This is a genomic window from Klebsiella sp. WP4-W18-ESBL-05 (assembly GCF_014169075.1).
Taxonomy (GTDB): domain Bacteria; phylum Pseudomonadota; class Gammaproteobacteria; order Enterobacterales; family Enterobacteriaceae; genus Kluyvera; species Kluyvera ascorbata_B.
The window spans coordinates 3059831-3077623 of sequence record NZ_AP022057.1; the positions used below are offsets into that span (position 1 = coordinate 3059831).

At 57.9% G+C, this 17793-nt stretch carries 16 protein-coding genes and 1 riboswitch; of the genes, 4 read left to right on the top strand and 12 right to left on the bottom strand.

Going from position 1 to position 17793, the window contains the following annotated elements; all coding sequences use genetic code 11:
• Positions 1 to 9 precede the first annotated feature (9 nt).
• The 10 genes from H7R58_RS14785 to H7R58_RS14830 form a co-directional block, all read right to left on the bottom strand.
• Entirely contained in the window at positions 10 to 876 is an 867-nt protein-coding gene (locus H7R58_RS14785; RefSeq protein WP_106929479.1) for an ABC transporter ATP-binding protein, read from the bottom strand.
• Positions 848 to 1753, bottom strand: coding sequence for an ABC transporter permease (locus H7R58_RS14790; protein ID WP_106929477.1), 906 nt, complete (start codon positions 1751 to 1753; stop codon positions 848 to 850). The genes H7R58_RS14785 and H7R58_RS14790 overlap by 29 nt, the downstream gene beginning before the upstream one ends.
• Positions 1750 to 2787, bottom strand: coding sequence for an ABC transporter permease (locus H7R58_RS14795; RefSeq protein WP_106929475.1), 1038 nt, complete (start codon positions 2785 to 2787; stop codon positions 1750 to 1752). Before H7R58_RS14795 ends, H7R58_RS14790 begins: the two co-directional genes overlap by 4 nt.
• Positions 2784 to 4406: an ABC transporter substrate-binding protein gene (locus H7R58_RS14800; RefSeq protein ID WP_106929473.1), complete on the bottom strand. Its 1623-nt coding sequence runs from the start codon at positions 4404 to 4406 to the stop codon at positions 2784 to 2786. The genes H7R58_RS14795 and H7R58_RS14800 overlap by 4 nt, the downstream gene beginning before the upstream one ends.
• A 118-nt stretch (positions 4407 to 4524) precedes the next feature.
• The gene (locus tag H7R58_RS14805; RefSeq protein WP_106929471.1) at positions 4525 to 5679 is read right to left on the bottom strand and encodes a mandelate racemase family protein; all 1155 of its coding nucleotides are present in this window, start codon (positions 5677 to 5679) and stop codon (positions 4525 to 4527) included.
• A 268-nt stretch (positions 5680 to 5947) separates the two neighbouring features.
• Positions 5948 to 7000, bottom strand: coding sequence for a class I fructose-bisphosphate aldolase (fbaB, locus tag H7R58_RS14810; protein ID WP_106929469.1), 1053 nt, complete (start codon positions 6998 to 7000; stop codon positions 5948 to 5950).
• Positions 7001 to 7145: 145 nt separating this feature from the next.
• Positions 7146 to 7946: a bifunctional hydroxymethylpyrimidine kinase/phosphomethylpyrimidine kinase gene (gene thiD, locus H7R58_RS14815; protein ID WP_106929467.1), complete on the bottom strand. Its 801-nt coding sequence runs from the start codon at positions 7944 to 7946 to the stop codon at positions 7146 to 7148.
• On the bottom strand, positions 7943 to 8728 hold the full coding sequence (thiM, locus tag H7R58_RS14820) for a hydroxyethylthiazole kinase (protein ID WP_182930328.1): 786 nt from the start codon (positions 8726 to 8728) through the stop codon (positions 7943 to 7945). Before thiM ends, thiD begins: the two co-directional genes overlap by 4 nt.
• A gap of 34 nt (positions 8729 to 8762) precedes the next feature.
• Positions 8763 to 8859: riboswitch (TPP riboswitch) on the bottom strand.
• Between the two features lie 170 nt (positions 8860 to 9029).
• Complete coding sequence (locus H7R58_RS14825) at positions 9030 to 10376, bottom strand: sensor domain-containing protein (protein ID WP_182930327.1); 1347 nt, start codon at positions 10374 to 10376, stop codon at positions 9030 to 9032.
• 323 nt (positions 10377 to 10699) lie between these two features.
• Entirely contained in the window at positions 10700 to 11659 is a 960-nt protein-coding gene (locus H7R58_RS14830) for a LysR family transcriptional regulator (protein WP_106929461.1), read from the bottom strand.
• Positions 11660 to 11786: 127 nt separating this feature from the next.
• On the opposite strand from H7R58_RS14830, the gene H7R58_RS14835 reads away from it, so the two are divergent.
• From H7R58_RS14835 to speG, 3 genes are all read left to right on the top strand, one after another.
• Positions 11787 to 13568, top strand: coding sequence for an adenine deaminase (locus tag H7R58_RS14835; RefSeq protein ID WP_106929459.1), 1782 nt, complete (start codon positions 11787 to 11789; stop codon positions 13566 to 13568).
• Between the two features lie 18 nt (positions 13569 to 13586).
• On the top strand, positions 13587 to 14930 hold the full coding sequence (locus H7R58_RS14840; protein ID WP_182934416.1) for an NCS2 family permease: 1344 nt from the start codon (positions 13587 to 13589) through the stop codon (positions 14928 to 14930).
• A gap of 182 nt (positions 14931 to 15112) precedes the next feature.
• Complete coding sequence (gene speG / locus H7R58_RS14845) at positions 15113 to 15670, top strand: spermidine N1-acetyltransferase (RefSeq protein WP_106929455.1); 558 nt, start codon at positions 15113 to 15115, stop codon at positions 15668 to 15670.
• 116 nt (positions 15671 to 15786) lie between these two features.
• Here speG and H7R58_RS14850 read toward each other — a convergent pair whose 3' ends face one another.
• Entirely contained in the window at positions 15787 to 16692 is a 906-nt protein-coding gene (locus H7R58_RS14850; protein WP_182930325.1) for a LysR family transcriptional regulator, read from the bottom strand.
• Positions 16693 to 16849: 157 nt separating this feature from the next.
• Between H7R58_RS14850 and H7R58_RS14855 the strand changes: the two genes are divergently transcribed.
• Positions 16850 to 17167 (top strand): RcnB family protein, encoded by a 318-nt coding sequence (locus tag H7R58_RS14855; RefSeq protein WP_106929451.1) that lies wholly within the window; start codon positions 16850 to 16852, stop codon positions 17165 to 17167.
• Between the two features lie 42 nt (positions 17168 to 17209).
• Here the strand turns inward: H7R58_RS14855 and H7R58_RS14860 are convergent, their stop codons facing one another.
• Positions 17210 to 17536 (bottom strand): hypothetical protein, encoded by a 327-nt coding sequence (locus tag H7R58_RS14860; RefSeq protein WP_106929449.1) that lies wholly within the window; start codon positions 17534 to 17536, stop codon positions 17210 to 17212.
• Positions 17537 to 17793: the final 257 nt, after the last annotated feature.

Sequence of the window (17793 nt, forward strand, 5' to 3'; positions counted from 1 at the left end):
ATGCGCTCCTTAGTCCGTCAGCCAGCAGGCCTGACGCTGCAAAACCGGTAAGACCGGGCGACGACTGTGCATATCCGGCAGCGCGCTGATCAGGCCCTGCGTGTATGGGTGCTGCGCGCGGTCGAGATCGCAGGCGGCGATGGACTCCACCACCCGTCCGGCGTACATCACCAGCACGCGGTCGCAAAAGCTGCGTACCAGGTTGATATCGTGGCTGATAAAAATCAGCCCCAGCCCGCGCGATTTAACCAGATCATCCAGCAGGCCCAGCACCTGCAAACGCACCGAGACGTCCAGCGCGGAGGTCGGTTCATCGGCGATCACCAGCTCAGGGTCGGTAATCAGCATCATGGCAATCATAATGCGCTGCCCCTGACCGCCAGAAATCTCGTGCGGATAGAGCCCGTAAACGCGCTCGGGATCGCGAATGCGCACCACGTCCAGCATCTCCAGCGCTTTGGCCTTCGCCTCCGTTTTATGCCCCGGGTGGTGCGTCAGCCAGGCTTCCGCTATCTGGTCGCCTACCCGCACTACCGGGTTCAGCGAATATTTCGGGTCCTGCATAATCATCGAAATACGCTTACCGCGGATGGTGCGCATCTGCGCTTCGCTGGCGTTGAGCAGGTCAATATCGCCAAACTGCATCTGGCTAGCGTCAATGCGCGCCTTTTTCGGGTGCAGGTGCAGCAGCGCGCGCCCGACGGTGGATTTGCCGGAGCCGGATTCGCCGACAATCGCCAGCTTCTCTCGTCCCAACTGGAAGGAGACGCCGCGTACCGCATGGGTAACCGCGCTGCCGTTAACGAATTTGACGTTTAAATCGCGCACGTCGAGCAGCGGTGCAGCGTTATTCGCTGCGAGGATCGAGGATGTCACGTAGGCCATCTCCTAAGAAGTTGAACGCAAGACTGTTGATCAGAATCGCCAGCCCCGGAATCGTCACCACCCACCAGCACTCCATCATGTAGGTGCGGCCGCTGGAGATCATCGCCCCCCATTCAGGCTCCGGCGGCTGCGCGCCCAGGCCAAGGAAGCCGAGACCGGCGGCGGTCAGGATGATCCCCGCCATGTTCATGGTGATACGGATAATCACCGATGGCAGGCACAGCGGCACAATGTGACGCCACAGCACCCGCGCCGGAGACGCGCCCTGTAAACGCACGGCGGAGATAAAATCCGCCTGACGCAGCGACAGCGTTTCGGCACGCGCCAGTCGCGCAATCGGCGGCCAGGCGGTGAGCGTAATGGCAATCACCACGTGCTCCAGCCCTGGGCCTAAGGCGGCGACAAACGCCAGCGCCAGCACCAGGCTTGGGAAAGAGATGAAAATGTCGGTGACGCGCATCAGCACCATATCGACCTTACCGCCGAAGTAGCCCGCGCAGACGCCGAGCAGCAGCCCCAGCGGGCCGACGGTGACCGACACCAGCAGCACGATGTACAGCGTGATGCGCGAGCCGTAGACCAGGCGGCTGAAAATATCGCGGCCAAACTCATCGGTACCAAACCAGTGCTGGGCGTTTGGCGCGGTGAGCGCATTGTTTAAGTCCTGCACCAGCGGGTTATAGGGGGCGATCAGCGGCGCGAAAATCGCCACCACCAGCAGCAGGAAAATAATCCCGCCACCAATCGCCGTCAGCGGATTGCGCGCCATCTTGCCGATAAACCCGCCGGCCCGCGCCAGCGCACGCAGCAGCCGCTGGCGGCCTTCACCGGACGCGCCTGAAAGAGAAGTATCCAGAGAAACCGTCATGATTTTGTCCTCGGATCGAAGAATTGATACAGCATGTCGGAGAGCAGGTTGAGCATCACGAAGATCACCCCTACCAGCAGTACGCAGCCCATCACCGCGTTCATATCACCCAGCAGCAGGCTGCCGGTGAGATAGGAGCCAAATCCGGGCCAGGAGAAGACGGTTTCAATCAATACCGCCCCTTCCAGCAGCGAGCCGTAGGCCAGCGCCACCACCGTCAGCAGTTGCACGAGAATGTTGCGAAACGCATGATTCCAGATCACCTGCCGCTCGGTTAAACCCTTCACTCGTGCGGTGATGATGAACTCCTGCGACAGCTGCGCCAGCATAAAGCTGCGGGTCATACGGCTGATGTAGGCCAGCGAATGGAAGCCGAGCAGCGCGGCAGGCAGAACCAGGTGGTTAATCGCGTTCCAGAACACCTCGCTGTTACCCGCCAGCAGCGCATCGACGGTCATGAGTCCGGTACGACGCGGCACAATGCCGTCCAGCCCCAGATCCACGCGCCCGGCGCCGCCGACCCAGCCCAGCCAGGCGTAGAACACCAGCAGCCCCATCATCCCCACCCAGAAGATGGGGGTAGAGTAGCCGGCGAGGCTGATAATACGCACCACGTAGTCGGAAAGGCTGTTGCGACGCGCCGCCGCCAGTACGCCCAGCGGAATACCAAGACCCGCGCCGACGATAATCGCCATCGTTGCCAGCTCCATGGTCGCGGGGAAGACGCGAATAATATCGTCGATAACCGGTTTACCGGTCAGCAGCGCATTGCCCAGATCGCCGTGCAGCAGGTTGACAAAGTAAATGCCAAACTGGGTCATGAGCGACTGGTCGAATCCCAGCTGGTGATAGACCTGCTGGTAAGTACTTTGGTCAGCGTCCGGGCCGACAATCGCCAGCACCGGGTCAATCGGCATCACGCGGCCAATAAAGAACGTCAGCAGCAGCAGGCCAAACAGCGTCACCGCCACCTGCATCAACCGTTTTGAGAAGCGCCGGGTCCGGGAGCCGGGCGCAAGAATAGCCGTACTCATCCTTTATCTCCTTCGCTAACTTTGTAGACATCTCGCAGGAACGTGGTGGCCGACGGGTGCGGCTGGTAGTCTTTCACTTCGTTGCGCACCACCACCGAATCCACCATCTGCGACACCGGGATCATCGCCGGGATCAGCGAATCAAAACGGGTTTGAATCGCCTGATAATCGGCAATCTGTTTTTGTGGGTCACGCTCCAGCAGCGCGCCGTCGATCATCTCGTTGAGCGGTTTGTCGTAGAAACCGGTGCGCCAGCCCTGGAAGTTGGTGAGCTTCGCCGCATCGCTGTTGTCCGGGTTGTACACCAGCGCGCGCAGGCTGGAGTGCGGGTGCGGCTCCATGCCGCTGCCGCCGCGCCCCACCAGCATGTCGAACTTGCGTTCACGCATCGCACCGTAAATCTGGTTACCGGTGCCGGTGATGATTTTGGCCTTAATACCCGCCTGCATCAGCGTCGACTGCACGGCAATGGCAATGTTGAGGAACGGCTGATCGGCCAGCACCCGCAGGGTGGTATCAAAACCGTCCGGGTATCCTGCCTCCGCCAGCAGCTTTTTGGCTTTTGCCAGATCGAAGGTGTAGCCAGGATCCGGCAGCGTTGACGGCATCCCGGCTTTAATCGGCCGCTGGTGCAATACGCCGTAGCCCGGCATCAGCGCTTTGTTAATACCCTGATAATCAATCAGGTAGCGCACGGCTTCACGTACTTTGGGATTGGCGAAGTGCGCCTCTTTCATGCTCATCGACACGTAATACATGGTGCCGCGTTGTACCGCATCGACGGTGAGCTGTGGGTCTTTACGCAGAGCGTTGATATCCGACACCGCCATATTGTTAGCGATGTCGAGATCGCCTTTTTCAATCATCAGACGCAGGGTCTGCGACTCCTGGAAGTGGCGCAGCACCACGCGGCTCATCTTCGGCTCGCCGCGCCAGTAGTCCGGGTTACGCTTCATGCGCAGCACGTCTTTCGCCTGCCAGGTTTCCAGCGTAAACGGCCCCGATCCGGCTTCGTGCGTGGTCAGCCATTTGTTGCCCCAGTCGTTATCCTGTTCGTGACTCTGTACGGTTTTACTGTCGAGCACGCCCAGGTTGCCGAGCGCGCCCAGCGAGTAAATCACCAGCTGCGGATCGTTATCCTTCGGCAGGACAATCTGCACCGTATAGTCGTCCGGCGCGGTCACCTGCTTGTCGACGTTCTTTTTGCTAAAGCCGTAGGATTTCCACACCGATGCCTGCGCGAGGTTGAGGTGCAAAATACGCCGCATCGACCACACCACGTCGGCGGCGGTCAGCGGGTTTCCGGAGTGGAACTTGACGTTGTTATGCAGATGAAAAGTCAGCGTTTTGCCGTCCGGACTGATATCCCAGGATTTGGCGAGTGCCGGTTTAACGTTGGTCAACTGCTGAGGATCCAGTTCCACCAGCGAGTCATAGAGATTCACCACAATACCGACCACCTCGTTACCGGTCATCGCGGCCGGGTCGAGGGTCAGCAGGTTATTCATGTTCATGCCAATGATGAGCTGGTCCGGAGGCGTTTTAGCCAACGCCGCCCCGCTCCCCATCGTCATGGAGAGCGCGAGCAAACACGCTCCCAGTAAGGAGGATTTTTTCATATCTCTATTTGCCTGTACTGTAGGGTACATGTTGCCGGATGGCGGCGTTTACGCCTTATCCGGCCTACCGGGCCGTAGGCCCGATAAGCGCAGCGCCATCGGGCATTTATTGTTTTATTCAGTCGTGGCTGACGGTATTGGCTTCGATATAGTCAAAATTGATGTCTTCGCCCAGTCCGGGGCGTTGTGACAAATGCACAAATCCATCGGCATCCATCGGGTCGATGATGCTGTTCAGGTAAGCAGCGGGCTGGTCGTAGTCGAGGAACGGGTGCAGCAGGCCGCGCTCGTACCAGCGGCAGTTCCGAATCGCCCCCACCGCCGCCAGGCTTGCCGCGCCGTTGCCGTGGACTTCGCAGTCCATGCCAAACGACTCTGCCAGCGCCGCCACCTTCATGGTTGGCGTGATGCCACCCACGCCATTGGCGCCCGCACGCAGAATGTCGCACGCGCCCGCTTTCACCCAGTCGGCGCGGCTGTGATGTTTACCGCCGAAGCTTTCCGGGCCGATAATCGGAATCGACAGGTTTTCCGCCAGCCACGCATAGGACGACATGCTGTCTTCTTCCATCGGCTCTTCAAACCACGCGAAGTTGAGTTTCTCCAGCTCTTTACCGATCCATAGCGCCTCGGTACGGCTGTACCAGTGATAACCGTCGATCATCAGGTCAATATCCGGGCCAACCGCTTCACGCACTGCCGCACAGGCTTTGATATCCATTTTCGGGTTCGGCGCAAAGGAGACCGGCGGCATCCAGGTGTGCAGCTTAATGGCCTTATAGCCGCGAGCGACCAGGGTTTCAGCAAATGCCGCATACTCTTCCGGGGTAGAGAGACCGCCTTCTAAGTCATCGCCGCACATGGTGCTGCCGTAGGCCGGCACCTTATCGCGATAGCCGCCGAGCAGTTTATACACCGGCACGTTGAGCTTGCGCCCAATCAGGTCCCACAGCGCCTGTTCAACAAACGACAGCGCGCGTTCGGTCAACTGATGGGCGCTGCCGCGCTGCCAGTGCACCAGGTCCTGCCAGATACGTTCGCGGTTAAACGGATCCTGCCCAACCAGCACTTTACGGAAGAAGGTATTCACCACAAACGGGCGCACAATTTCCGGCGGCGCGAACGAGTAGCCTTGGCTGCCATCATCGGCGGTAATGGTCAGCATCGCCATTTTTGCCATGCTTTCCGGCCCCGGATGGGAGTGCCCGGCGCTGTCGGAGACGCGGCGGGTAGGATGCTGGAAAACGGTGACATTTACAGATTCAATTTTCATTATGTGTCCTTAGTACAACATTCGAAATGGCGCTTTTTGCACCACAATCCTGTGTCCAACACTTATCCGATAAATCGGTTTCAGGGAATTGAAAAGGCGTTTCATGACTAATCTAAGCACAAAATATCAGCCCTTCCACGGACAAATTCCGCTAACACCGGGCTGTTTTTTGGGCATGCGCACAATGAGGCGTGACGTTTTTCACAAAAGGAGAGAGAAGTGTGAAGGGGATCGTCCTCCGTTCCCGGACGGGAACGGAGGACAAATATTACGCGAAGGTAATTTTGCTATCGAGGTAAACATCCTGCACGGCGTTAATCAGCTGTACGCCGTCGGCCATCGACTTTTTAAACGCTTTACGGCCCAGGATTAAGCCCATGCCGCCTGCGCGTTTATTGATCACCGCCGTACGCACCGCGTCAGACAGATCGGTTTCGCCACCAGCAGCGCCGCCAGAGTTAATCAGCCCCGCGCGCCCCATATAGCAGTTCGCCAGTTGGTAGCGCACCAGGTCAATCGGGTTCTCGCTGGTCAGCTTGCTGTACACGCGATCGTCGGTATAACCGAAGTTCACCGCTTTATAGCCGCCGTTATTCTCGGCCATCTTCTGCTTCACGATATCCGCGCCAATCGTGGCCGCCAGATGGTTGGCCTGACCGGTCAGGTCGGCAGAGACGTGATAGTCGACGCCATCTTTCTTAAACGCCGGATTACGCAGATAGGCCCACAGCACCGTCACCAGTCCCAGCTCGTGCGCACGCTCAAAGGCGGCAGAAATCTCTTCAATCTGGCGGCGCGACTCTTCCGAGCCAAAATAGATGGTTGCCCCAACGGCCACCGCCCCCATATTGAACGCCTGCTCAACGCTGGCGTACAGCGTTTGATCGAAGGTGTTCGGGTAGCTCAGGGTTTCGTTGTGGTTAAGTTTGACCAGGAACGGAATACGGTGTGCGTAGCGGCGAGACACCGACGCCAGCACGCCGTAGGTGGAGGCCACGCAGTTACAGCCGGCTTCAATCGCCAGCTCAACGATATTTTTCGGGTCAAAATAGAGCGGGTTGGCGGCAAATGAGGCCCCGGCCGAGTGTTCGACGCCCTGATCTACCGGCAGAATCGACAGATAGCCCGTTCCGGCTAAACGGCCGGTGTTGTAGAGCGTCTGCATGTTTCGCAATACGGCTGGCGGGCGGTTATTGTCTATCATCACCCGATCAACGTAGTCGTGGCCGGGCAGATAGAGCTGGTCGGCTGGAATGGTCATACAACGATGCTGTAAAAGGCTGTCGGCATCTTTGCCAAGCAACTGCGCAATATCAGTCATAGCTATGCTCCCGTAAGCGCCGACATCATGTCGGCTGGATGTCCTGCTCAACTTTTTTGAGCAGGATAAGCCTGGTACCGGGGGCGTAGAATGTCCAACTTTTGTCGGTTTTAGCACGCGCGCGGCTGGCACGCGGACGGGACAGCTACCACCATTCGTGGAAGTGGTGAACCGGACCAATCCCCTCGCCGACCTCCAGCGTATCGGCCTGCGCCAGCGCTTTCGACAGCCAGCCCTTCGCCACCGGCACCGTCTCCTGCCAGCTGGCGTAACGCGGTCTTAACGCTGCCAGCGCCGCCGATAGCGTACAGCCGGTGCCGTGGGTATTTTTGGTGTCCACGCGCGGCGCGGTAAAGCGCATTTCGCCGTCAGCGGTGAACAACCAGTCCGGGCTTTCGGCATCGTCCAGGTGGCCGCCTTTCATCAGCACCGCTTCACAGCCCAGCGCCCGCAGCGCGCGCCCCTGTTCCAGCATCTCCAGTTCATTGCGCGCGTGCGGCGCGCCGAGCAGCGCCGCCGCCTCCGGCAGGTTTGGCGTAATCAGCGCAACCTGCGGCAGCAGGCGCTGGCGCAGAGTCGCGACCGCCGACGCCGACAGCAGCGGATCGCCGCTTTTCGCCAGCATCACCGTGTCCAGCACCACGTTCTGGATACGATAGCGCTGTAAACGCTCGGCCACCGCTTCAACGATGTCGGTCTCGGCCAGCATGCCGATTTTGGTGGTGTCGATACGCACATCGCTGAATACGGAATCCAGCTGCGCGGCGACAAAGTCAGGTTCTATCCGGTAGACTGACTGCACGCCGCGGGTATTTTGCGCCACCAGCGCGGTCATCACCGAGCAGCCGTAGGCCCCCAGCGCCGAGAAGGTTTTCAGATCGGCCTGAACGCCCGCGCCGCCGCTTGGGTCCGTGCCCGCAATCGTCAATGCGTTGATACGTTTCATGCCGCCACCTCCCCGTGCATCGCGTACAGCGCGTCAAGGAAAGCCGGGGTAAAACTCCCCGGACCGCGGCCCTCTGCCGCGCGTTGCCCGGCGTGTTTCATCAGCAGGCAGGCGCCCGCCACGTTGAGCAGGCGATCGCCCGGCAGCGCGCAGCTGGCCGCAACAACCGCCGACAGTGCGCAGCCGGTGCCGACGATACGCGTCATCAGCGCCGCCCCGCCGTTCGCCGCCAGCGTGCGCTCGCCGTCGGTGATGTAATCCACCTCGTCGGTCACCGCCACAATCGCCCCGCTTTCTCGCGCCAGCTTCTGTGCCGCAGGCAGCGCGGCGGCAGCGGTATCGGTGGTATCGACCCCGCGCCCGCCCAGGCTCTCGCCGGCCAGCGCCCGGATTTCGGAGGCGTTCCCACGAATAGCCGACGGCGTCAGGCGCAGCAGTTCGCGGCAGAAATCGCTGCGTAACGTCAGCGCCCCCACCGCCACCGGATCCAGCGTCCACGGCGTTTCTGCGCGATTGGCACTGTCAACCGCTGCGCGCATCGCCAGCGCACGCGAGTGGGTTAAGGTGCCCACGTTAACCAACAGCGCGCCGGCAAGCGCGGCAAACTGCGCGGCCTCTCCGGCATCAATAACCATCGCGGGAGATGCCCCCACGGCCAGGAGGACATTCGCCGTGAAGGTTTGCACGACGTCATTCGTCATACAGTGAACAAGGGGGGCATGCTGGTGAAGAAGAGAAGCGGTGTGCGCAGATTGCGCGGAATTAAGCAGGTCAACGTGCATGGTTTGCTCCTGCCATAACGCGAAGAAGCAATGGCCGGTCGGCCTCTGACTTCCCTACGCTGGCATTATCCAGATCAGGTGGTACGGGTATTTCTCAGCCTTCGCAAGGAAGGGCACCCCGAGTCATTCAAATCAATTGATTACGATTAACAGACTGTTAATCGCCGTGCAGAATAATGCCAGCAGGCAGCCCGACAAACAAGCCCGATAACCCGCTGGCAGTCAGACAAAGCGCATCGCGACGAGTGATGCTCGCCGCGCCAAACCAATACAACCCATTGATTTATTGATAAAGTAAAAATCATTTTCCATCAGGACGCTTTGCTTTTTTCGCCAGATACATCGCTTTATCGGCATAATCGAGCAGCTGACGTTCGTTGGCACCCTGTTCAGGATAGTGCGCAATGCCAATACTCGGGGCAATCGCCAAACGGTGCTCTCCCAGCACAAAAGGAGAAGCGAAAGCCTCAACAATTTTTTCTGCCACCGCGAAAGCGTCGTCCGGCAACGCGCTGTTCTCAATCAAAATCACAAACTCATCGCCGCCAATACGCGCAACGGTATCGGATTTCACGACGCAGCGCGTCAGGCGGTCCGCGGCGGCTTGCAGCAGTAAATCCCCTATCCCGTGGCCCAGGGTGTCGTTAACCTGCTTAAATTTATCGAGATCGATATACAGCAGCGACAAATGCCCCCCTTCACGGCGCGCGGTAGCAAGCGCAGCCCTAAGGCGATCGAACAAAAGGCTACGGTTTGGCAGGTCGGTCAGCTGATCGTACTGTGCCATATGCTGTAACCGGGCCTGCATCTGCTGACGCTCAATAACCGTCGCAATCTGCGTCGACACAAACTGCAATAACTCCTGATCCTGTTCGTTATAGCGTACGCCGTCCGGGTAGCTTTTGACGACCAGAACACCGATGGTGCCTTTCTGTGACTTAAGCGGAACCCCAAGCCAGCAGGATGGATTCAGGCCAAACGAAATGCGCAGTTCTTCATGGCGGCCCGCCATTCTCTCGGGCGTCAGCAGTAGCGGTTGACCCGTTTGAATCACCTCCGCGTAAAATGTCCCGGGAATAAGCGTAAACGGCGCGGGTATTTCCTGAAACGCATCCACGTGATACGGGAAGGTCAGTTGGCCCGTTTGCGGGTCGTAAAGCGTGACCGAAAAATTATCGACGGGAAGCAGCGTACCGACGATCTCATGGATACGCTGAAATAGCTTGAGTAAATCTTCAGCCGTGTGTGCAGCTTCAGAAATAGCGTACAGTGCGGATTGTAATGATTCAGAGCGTTTGCGTTCGGTAATATCCCGCGCAACGCCAATGCGTAATTGATTAGCCGGGGACCAGCGTGCCGACCACATAATATTGACGATCTGGCCATTTTTATGCACATAGCGGTTTTCAAAATGGAACTGCGGGCGGCCAGCCATGATTTCTACTACTGAATTTCGTGTTAATTCTCGATCTTCCGGTAGCATCATATCGAACATGTTTTTGCCGATGAGTTCTTGCGGTGTATAGCCAAAAATACGTTCACATGACGCGCTTGCATAAACAATGTTAGCGTGGGCATCTACTGCAAAAACAGCATCCAGCATGAGATCGATAAAACTGCTCAACGGCGCGTGAGGATTCGATTCCATAGAGAAAGTCAGGCCTGAATATAAGAGTGAGTGCGACTACATTCGAGTTCCGTCGCCCATTAGCACTACACTAAAGGTTAAAGATAGTACAACTTCAGGCTGATTTACAATCAAAAAGAGGCGTGTGGCGCGTGTTAAAAGAAGGGGCATATCGGCATTCGCAATAACAAGGAGATTGCCGATCGCTAAAAAAGAATCAGCGGCGAACTAACCCCCTGCTGCCGGGCGGCCCAGGAATAATCTTCCGTCATTATTCTCTTTATTTCACCGCCCGCTCTCCCCTCGTTTCTGATGATGATACGGCGAATTAACGGCCGTGTTATTCAAGAGATAATTTGCTTTCCCGCCGCCCCGGGTAATTCCCCGCTGCTTTCGCGAAGCTGTTTCAGCAACAGGGCAAAGCAGGACTCAATCAGCGGCGGCAGCGCCTGCGACCCGCGCATCAGCGCCACCGTACGGGTTAAGGCCGGCTGCTGAAGCTGCGCAACTTTGAGCACAGGATCCTGCAAATGGGTGGTGTAAAGCTGTGGCAGAATCGCCACCGCCAGCCGCGAGCGCACCAGGCCATACAGCGTTTCAATATAGTCCACCTGATAGCGCGTATTCAGCGTCAGGCGCTGGCTTTCCACCAGCGCGCCGACCAGCCGCTGCACGTTTCCTTTTGAGAACACCGCGATATCGTTTCCAGCCAGCAGCTTCCACGGCAGGTGTGGCTGACCGGCCAGCGGATCGTCGGCATGGACGACCGCCACCAGCGGGTCTTCGCGCAGCGGGAACACCTGTAAATCTTTCGGCAACGAGCTATCGATGGCCCCGACGCCAAAGTCAATCTGGCCGCTGAGCAAATCGCTGACCATGGCATCGTTGGTGCGGTCGTGAAACTCAACGCGCAGGCGCGGGAAGGCCTGCGCCAGGAGGCTGGGCAGCATCGGAAACAGCAGCGAGCTCACCGAGGGCACCAGGCCAATACGCACCGTGCCATCACCGCCAGCCGCAACAATTTGCTGCATATCCTGAAACGCGGCCTGCGCAACGCTCAACACCCGCTGGGCGTGGGGTAATATGGCCGCGCCCAGCTCGGTCAGCGTCACCGACGACGCGGTGCGGTTTACCAGCTTGCCGCCCAGCACCGCTTCCGTCTGCCGCAGCGCGCTGCTGAGCGCGGGCTGGCTTATCGCCAGGCGGTTGGCGGTATCGGTAAAATGGCGCAGCTGCGCCAGCGTCACAAAATACTGGAGTTGTTTGAGCGAAAGCGCGGGTAGCCGCTGCCAGGGTTCGGTCATGTTGTTGTGCTCACCGGTGACGATCACGCAGAATAAGCCAAAGTTATCAGGTGATAAATTTAATCATCTGGGCAAACGTTTGCACTGCCCCTAAAGTAGCGCCCATTATCCCTGTGCCGGAGTTGTTATGTCCAGCAATGCTGAAAACCGCCGCCGCGCCGTCCAGGCCGCGCGCGGGGAAGTCCCCTTCGATCTGCTGCTGACCGACGCCAGCGTCGTCGATATGGCGACCGGCGAGATTCGCGAAGCCGACGTGGGTATCGTCGGCGAGATGATTGCCAGCGTCCACCCGCGCGGCAGCCGTCGCGACGCGCTCGAACGCCACGCTCTGCCCGGCGTATTTCTCTCACCCGGTCTGATGGACACGCATGTCCACCTGGAAAGCTCCCACCTGCCGCCGGAACGCTATGCCGAAATCGTATTGGCGCAGGGCACCACTGCCGTCTTCTGGGACCCGCATGAACTGGCCAACGTGCTGGGCGTGGCGGGCGTGCGCTATGCCGTAGAGGCTAGCCGCCATCTGCCGCTGCAGGTGATGGTGGCCGCGCCGTCCAGCGTGCCGTCGACGCCGGGGCTGGAAATGTCGGGTGCCGAGTTTGCCGGGGCCGAGATGGACACCATGCTCGGTTGGCCGGAAGTGCGCGGCGTGGCGGAGGTGATGGATATGCACGGCGTCCTGCACGGCAGCTGTCGTATGCAGGAAATTGTGCAAGCGGGGCTAAACAGCGGCAAGCTGATTGAAGGCCACGCCCGCGGGCTGAGCGGCGCCGATCTGCAGGCCTATCTGGCCGCTGGCGTCACCTCAGACCATGAATTGACTTCCGCCGATGACGCGCTGGAAAAGCTGCGTGCCGGTCTGACGCTGGAAATTCGCGGCTCGCACCCGTACCTGCTGCCCGATATCGTTAATGCGCTGAAAACGCTGCCGCATCTTTCCTCGCAGATCACCGTGTGCACCGACGACGTGCCGCCGGACATGCTGCTGGAAAAAGGCGGTATCATCGCCCTGCTGAATCTGCTGATTGAACACGGTCTTCCGGCAACCGACGCCCTGCGTTTTGCTACGCTGAACGCCGCCATTCGCCTCCAGCGCAACGATCTGGGGCTGATTGCCGCCGGTCGCCGTGCGGACCTGGTGGTCTTTGATTCGCTGGATACGCTCTGTGCGCGCGCCGTTTATGTCGCCGGGAAACAGATCGCCCGCGACGGCAAGCTGCTGGCGCCGATCGACGCCGCGCCGGGCGTCACGCCGCCGCGTGATACCCTGCGCCTTACCCCACTCAGCGCCGATGATTTTGCGCTACGGGTCGGCAATATTCGCCACGGCGTTGCCCGGCTGCGCCATATTCGCGGCGCGCGTTTTACCCAATGGGGTGAAGTGGACGTTGAAATCCGTGACGGCCAGGTACAGCTGCCGAGTGGGTTTAGTCTGATTTGGGTAAAACACCGCCATGGCCGTCATGAGGCGACGCCGCAGATTGCGTTGCTCGAAGGCTGGGGTGAACTGCGCGGCGCGATTGCCACCAGCTATTCACACGACTCACATAACCTGGTGGTGCTGGGGCGTCATCCTGACGATATGGCGCTGGCGGCCAATCAGCTGATTGCCTCCGGCGGCGGCATGGCGCTGGCGCAAAACGGCGGCATTCTGGCCCACGTGGCGATGCCGATAGCCGGGATGCTGTCAGACAAACCCGCCGACGTGCTGGCCGCTGAGTTTCGCCAACTGCGCGACCTCAGCGCGCAGGTCGCCGACTGGGAGCCGCCGTATCGCGTGTTTAAAGCGATTGAGGGCACCTGTCTGGCCTGCAACGCCGGACCGCATTTGACCGATTTAGGGCTGACCGACGGCACCACACGACAGATTGTCGATCCGGTTATTTCGTCACAACACACAACACAACAATAGACATGGGAGCGCCACACAATGGCCGATAATACCCTTCAATCGCCAACCGCAAGCAGTTGGCTGGAGCGACGCTTTGCGTTGCATTCCCGCGGCAGTTCGCTGCGTACTGAGTGCCTGGCGGGCATCACCGGTTTTCTCGCCGACGCCTATCTTCTGGTCGTGATTCCTGGCCTGCTGGCCGTGGGCGGTATGGATAAAGGCGCCGCGACTACCGGCACCATTCTGGTCTTCGTTGGCGGTACGCTGCTGATGGCATTTTACGCCAACCTGCCGTTTATCGTTGGGCCGGGCATCGGGGGATCGGTGCTGGTCGGCGTCACGCTGGCAGGCAGCGAAGGCATTGGCTGGCAGATTGGCCTCGGCATTGCCTGCTGGTCGGGTATTCTATTCTTTCTGCTCACCAAATTCGGCCTGCGTGAAGTGGTCACCCGTTCGGTGCCGCAGTCAATAAAACTGGGGCTCACCGCGTCTATCGGTCTGTTTGTGGCGGTGCTCGGCTTCCGTAACGCCGGGCTGGTGCTGGCAAATGCCAAAACTAACTCGCTGATGCTGGGCGATTTTATGGCACCGGGTGCCCTGGTGGCGCTGTGCGGCCTGTTTCTGGCTATTGCACTCCAGGCGCGACGCATTCCTGGCGCAATTTTATGGGCAATTCTGTTCGCCACCCTGGTGGGTATCCCGGTAGGCGTCACGCGCCTGCCGACCCACTTTATCGACATGCCGCACTCGCTGGCACCGGTGCTCGGTCACGTCGATATGCTGGGCGCGCTGAATATTGCGTTCCTGCCGTTCCTGTTCGTTTTCTTCGCCTCGGAATTCTTCTCCACCATGGGCACCACCCTTGCGGTAGGCGGCGAAGCCGGGCTGCTGGATGAAGAAGGCAATATGCCGCATATTAACCGCCCGTTTATGGTTGACTCTATTGCGGCCGCCATCGGCCCGTGGCTTGGCATTCCGGCGGCTACCGCGCTGATTGAATCCTCCGCTGCCGCCGAAGCGGGCGGAAAAACCGGGCTGACGGCGCTGTCGGCTGCAGTGATGTTCCTGCTGATGCTGCTGTTCACTCCGGTGGCGTTGATGATCCCGAAAGAAGCCACCGCGCCAGCGTTGATTCTGATTGGCCTGAACATGTTCAGCGGCCTGCGTAAGGTTGATCTGGCGAACTTCACCGACGGACTGCCGGTGCTGATGATGGTGATGATCACGCTGATTGCCAACAGCTTTGGTACCGGCATCGCCGGTGGGCTGCTGTTCTATATCGTGATTAAAGCGATTGCCGGTAAATGGCGTGAAATCCCGGTGGGCCTGTGGATTCTGGCAATACCGCTGGTGTACTACTTTGCGACGCTGGTGAAGCACTAGTCTATTGCCCCCATCAGGCGAGCGTGACACGCACGCCTGATGGGGAGCACAGATATCACGAAAATAAGGCCACGCCTCCGCTGATTTGGGTCACTGAATTGATTGTAATTTTTTTCAAATCTTGATGACGCCCACCGCAAGCAGATAATATATTTTCAGTTTACAAAGAGGCTGAAAATATTATGCCAGAACAATCAGACATTAAACTAAGACCCCTTGAACGCGAAGATTTGCGCTTTGTCCACCAACTTGATAATAACGCCAGCGTAATGCGCTACTGGTTCGAAGAACCCTATGAAGCCTTTGTTGAGCTAAGCGATCTTTACGATAAACACATCCACGATCAGAGCGAGCGTCGTTTTGTTATTTCGTTTAATGGTAATAATGCGGGCCTGGTAGAGCTGGTTGAAATAAACCATATTCATCGACGCGCCGAGTTTCAAATTATTATTTCACCGGAATATCAGGGCAAAGGCCTGGCAACCCGCGCCGCTAAGCTGGCAATGGACTACGGCTTTACCGTCCTGAACCTCTATAAGCTCTACCTGATTGTGGATAAAGAGAATGCTAAAGCCATTCATATTTATCGTAAGCTTGGTTTTATCCAGGAAGGCGAGTTAATACATGAATTTTTCGTTAACGGTGAGTACCGCAACACGATACGTATGTGTATTTTCCAGCATCAATATTTAGAAAAGAATAAATCAACGGGCGGATTGCTGAAACCAACGGCGCAATGATAGCGAGTATCCTGGCACCGTATCGTTGATCTCAACGACCCGCACCGTCGCGGCTGGCGGCGCGGGCTCATCGGACGATGATTACCGTAGCGCAACGGCGGGTAACCCCGCCGCCCTTACACCGCGTTCAGCGTATCAACGCAGCGCGCTTTCACCTCTTCATAAAGCAACCTCACCGCAGCTGAGAGCTGTTTGCGATGCGGGCAGATCATATTCAGCGGTACCCGATCGCCCAGATATTCCGGCAGCAGCACCTGCAAACGCCCGGCCTGCAGATCGTCTTTTACGTCCAGCGCCGATTTAAACGCAACGCCCTCGCCGGCCACCGCCAGACGGCGGATCACTTCGGCGTCATCGCTGGTAATATTGCCGCACACCTGCACGCTGTGCTCTACGCCGTCGCGGTAGAGCGGCCATCGGTCGAACGGTCGCCCGCGCAGCACGTAGGTTAACGCATTGCATTTTTCGAGATCGGCCAGCGTTTTTGGCTCGCCGTGACGGGCAATCCACGCGGGAGAGGCCACCAGCACGCGACGGTTATCGGGCGCAACCGGCAGTGAAACAAACGACGCATCATCGTTGTCGCCGTAGCGGAACGCAATATCCACCGGGTCTTTAAAAACGTCGGTCAGGTGATCGGAAAACAGAATGCGCAGCCGCAGCGCCGGATGACGGGTGCGGAACTGGCGAAAGACCTCCAGCAGCAGATTACGTCCAAGATCGGACGGCACGGCAATTTGCAGCGTGCCGCTGACTTCATCGTTTGGCGTCGTGAGCTGCTGAAGCCCGTTTTGCAGCGCATCGAGCATTTGCAGCGCGTACGGCAGCCAGGTTTCGCCTTCCACCGTCAGGCGCAGGCTACGGGTGGAGCGGGCAAACAGGCGCGTGTTGAGCGCCGTTTCCAGACGCTTAATCGCCGAACTCACCTGCGCCGGTGGGATACCGGCTTCGCGCGCGGCGTCGCTAAAGCTGCTCAGCGCCGCCGCGCGAACGAATAATGATAAATCTTCCAGCCTGAACATGGCGGTTCCTCAAAAATTGGGCGGCCAGGATAAACCTCAAAACGAACATCACCGCGGTTTGCTTACATTTTTTAAGAAAGCAGCGCTTGCCATTCGGCCCACGCATCAGGAATCATACGGAGCTGCAATTTTATATCCAGGATAATGTGGGGATAGTATGCGTAAAACAAAAATGATGCTTCTGGGCGTGCTGCTGGCAACGGCGAGCGCGGCATGGGCGGCACCGGCCACCGGCATCAAACAGTATGAATTAAAAGAGTTCACCGCAGATTTCACGCAATTTAAAATTGGCGACAACGCCCCTGCGATGTATCTCACGCCAGAGTACAACATCAAGCAGTGGCAGTTGCGTAATCTGCCCGCGCCGGATGCCGGCACGCGCTGGACGTACATGGGCGGCAACTATGTTCAGATCGGCGAAACGGACGGCAAAATCAGCAAAATTTTCGACGGCGAGATTTTCTATCACCGCTAAGCAAAAGCCAGCGGGTATTTCACCGCTGGCCCTTCCCTTACGCTAGCAATAATGTACGCCGTGCGGTGCCATATTATTCATCGTGTTTTCCACTGCCAGCTTTTCATATAACAGCAATATTCCCAGCATTAAATCGCCGCCGCTGCGTAACAGATCGTCCGGCGCAATAGAACGGTTTTCACTGGCAAGCTCTTCCAGGTGATCGACCATGTCACGGTATTCAGCGTAAATATTGATAGGCAGCGCGCCATCGGCAATGTGTTCGCGGCAGTAGCGGAGCGCATCGGCAGATTTTTCAGGCAGCGTGCGGTTTTGCATCAGCAACACCAGCAGCTCACGAAGCGTTATCATCAGCATATTATTATCCATATCGCTCTCCATTATTGAATCAATAATTATCACGAATAGTCGCCAGCTCTATTTATTTATACCTCTCGTTGGGTAATAAAAGATAACCTCCCATAGCTCATGCGAAAAAACAATGTTATTAAATTGTTTACTTGATTAACATCAAGATAACGCAACGAGCTGAATCCACGGGAAAAATAACATATAAAAAGTGAATTAAATGAAGGGGGATAATAAATAAGGCTGTGCTGAAAAGAGGCTTCATAATATCGTGCGGC

Bases quoted from the DNA above. Each gene is read 5' to 3' on its own strand.
- H7R58_RS14790 (WP_106929477.1), bottom strand. From the start codon at position 1,753: ATGACGGTTTCTCTGGATACTTCTCTTTCAGGCGCGTCCGGTGAAGGC.
- H7R58_RS14795 (WP_106929475.1), bottom strand. From the start codon at position 2,787: ATGAGTACGGCTATTCTTGCGCCCGGCTCCCGGACCCGGCGCTTCTCA.
- H7R58_RS14800 (WP_106929473.1), bottom strand. From the start codon at position 4,406: ATGAAAAAATCCTCCTTACTGGGAGCGTGTTTGCTCGCGCTCTCCATG.
- H7R58_RS14805 (WP_106929471.1), bottom strand. From the start codon at position 5,679: ATGAAAATTGAATCTGTAAATGTCACCGTTTTCCAGCATCCTACCCGC.
- fbaB (WP_106929469.1), bottom strand. From the start codon at position 7,000: ATGACTGATATTGCGCAGTTGCTTGGCAAAGATGCCGACAGCCTTTTA.
- thiD (WP_106929467.1), bottom strand. From the start codon at position 7,946: ATGAAACGTATCAACGCATTGACGATTGCGGGCACGGACCCAAGCGGC.
- thiM (WP_182930328.1), bottom strand. From the start codon at position 8,728: ATGCACGTTGACCTGCTTAATTCCGCGCAATCTGCGCACACCGCTTCT.
- H7R58_RS14825 (WP_182930327.1), bottom strand. From the start codon at position 10,376: ATGGAATCGAATCCTCACGCGCCGTTGAGCAGTTTTATCGATCTCATG.
- H7R58_RS14830 (WP_106929461.1), bottom strand. From the start codon at position 11,659: ATGACCGAACCCTGGCAGCGGCTACCCGCGCTTTCGCTCAAACAACTC.
- H7R58_RS14835 (WP_106929459.1), top strand. From the start codon at position 11,787: ATGTCCAGCAATGCTGAAAACCGCCGCCGCGCCGTCCAGGCCGCGCGC.
- H7R58_RS14840 (WP_182934416.1), top strand. From the start codon at position 13,587: ATGGCCGATAATACCCTTCAATCGCCAACCGCAAGCAGTTGGCTGGAG.
- speG (WP_106929455.1), top strand. From the start codon at position 15,113: ATGCCAGAACAATCAGACATTAAACTAAGACCCCTTGAACGCGAAGAT.
- H7R58_RS14850 (WP_182930325.1), bottom strand. From the start codon at position 16,692: ATGTTCAGGCTGGAAGATTTATCATTATTCGTTCGCGCGGCGGCGCTG.
- H7R58_RS14855 (WP_106929451.1), top strand. From the start codon at position 16,850: ATGCGTAAAACAAAAATGATGCTTCTGGGCGTGCTGCTGGCAACGGCG.
- H7R58_RS14860 (WP_106929449.1), bottom strand. From the start codon at position 17,536: ATGGATAATAATATGCTGATGATAACGCTTCGTGAGCTGCTGGTGTTG.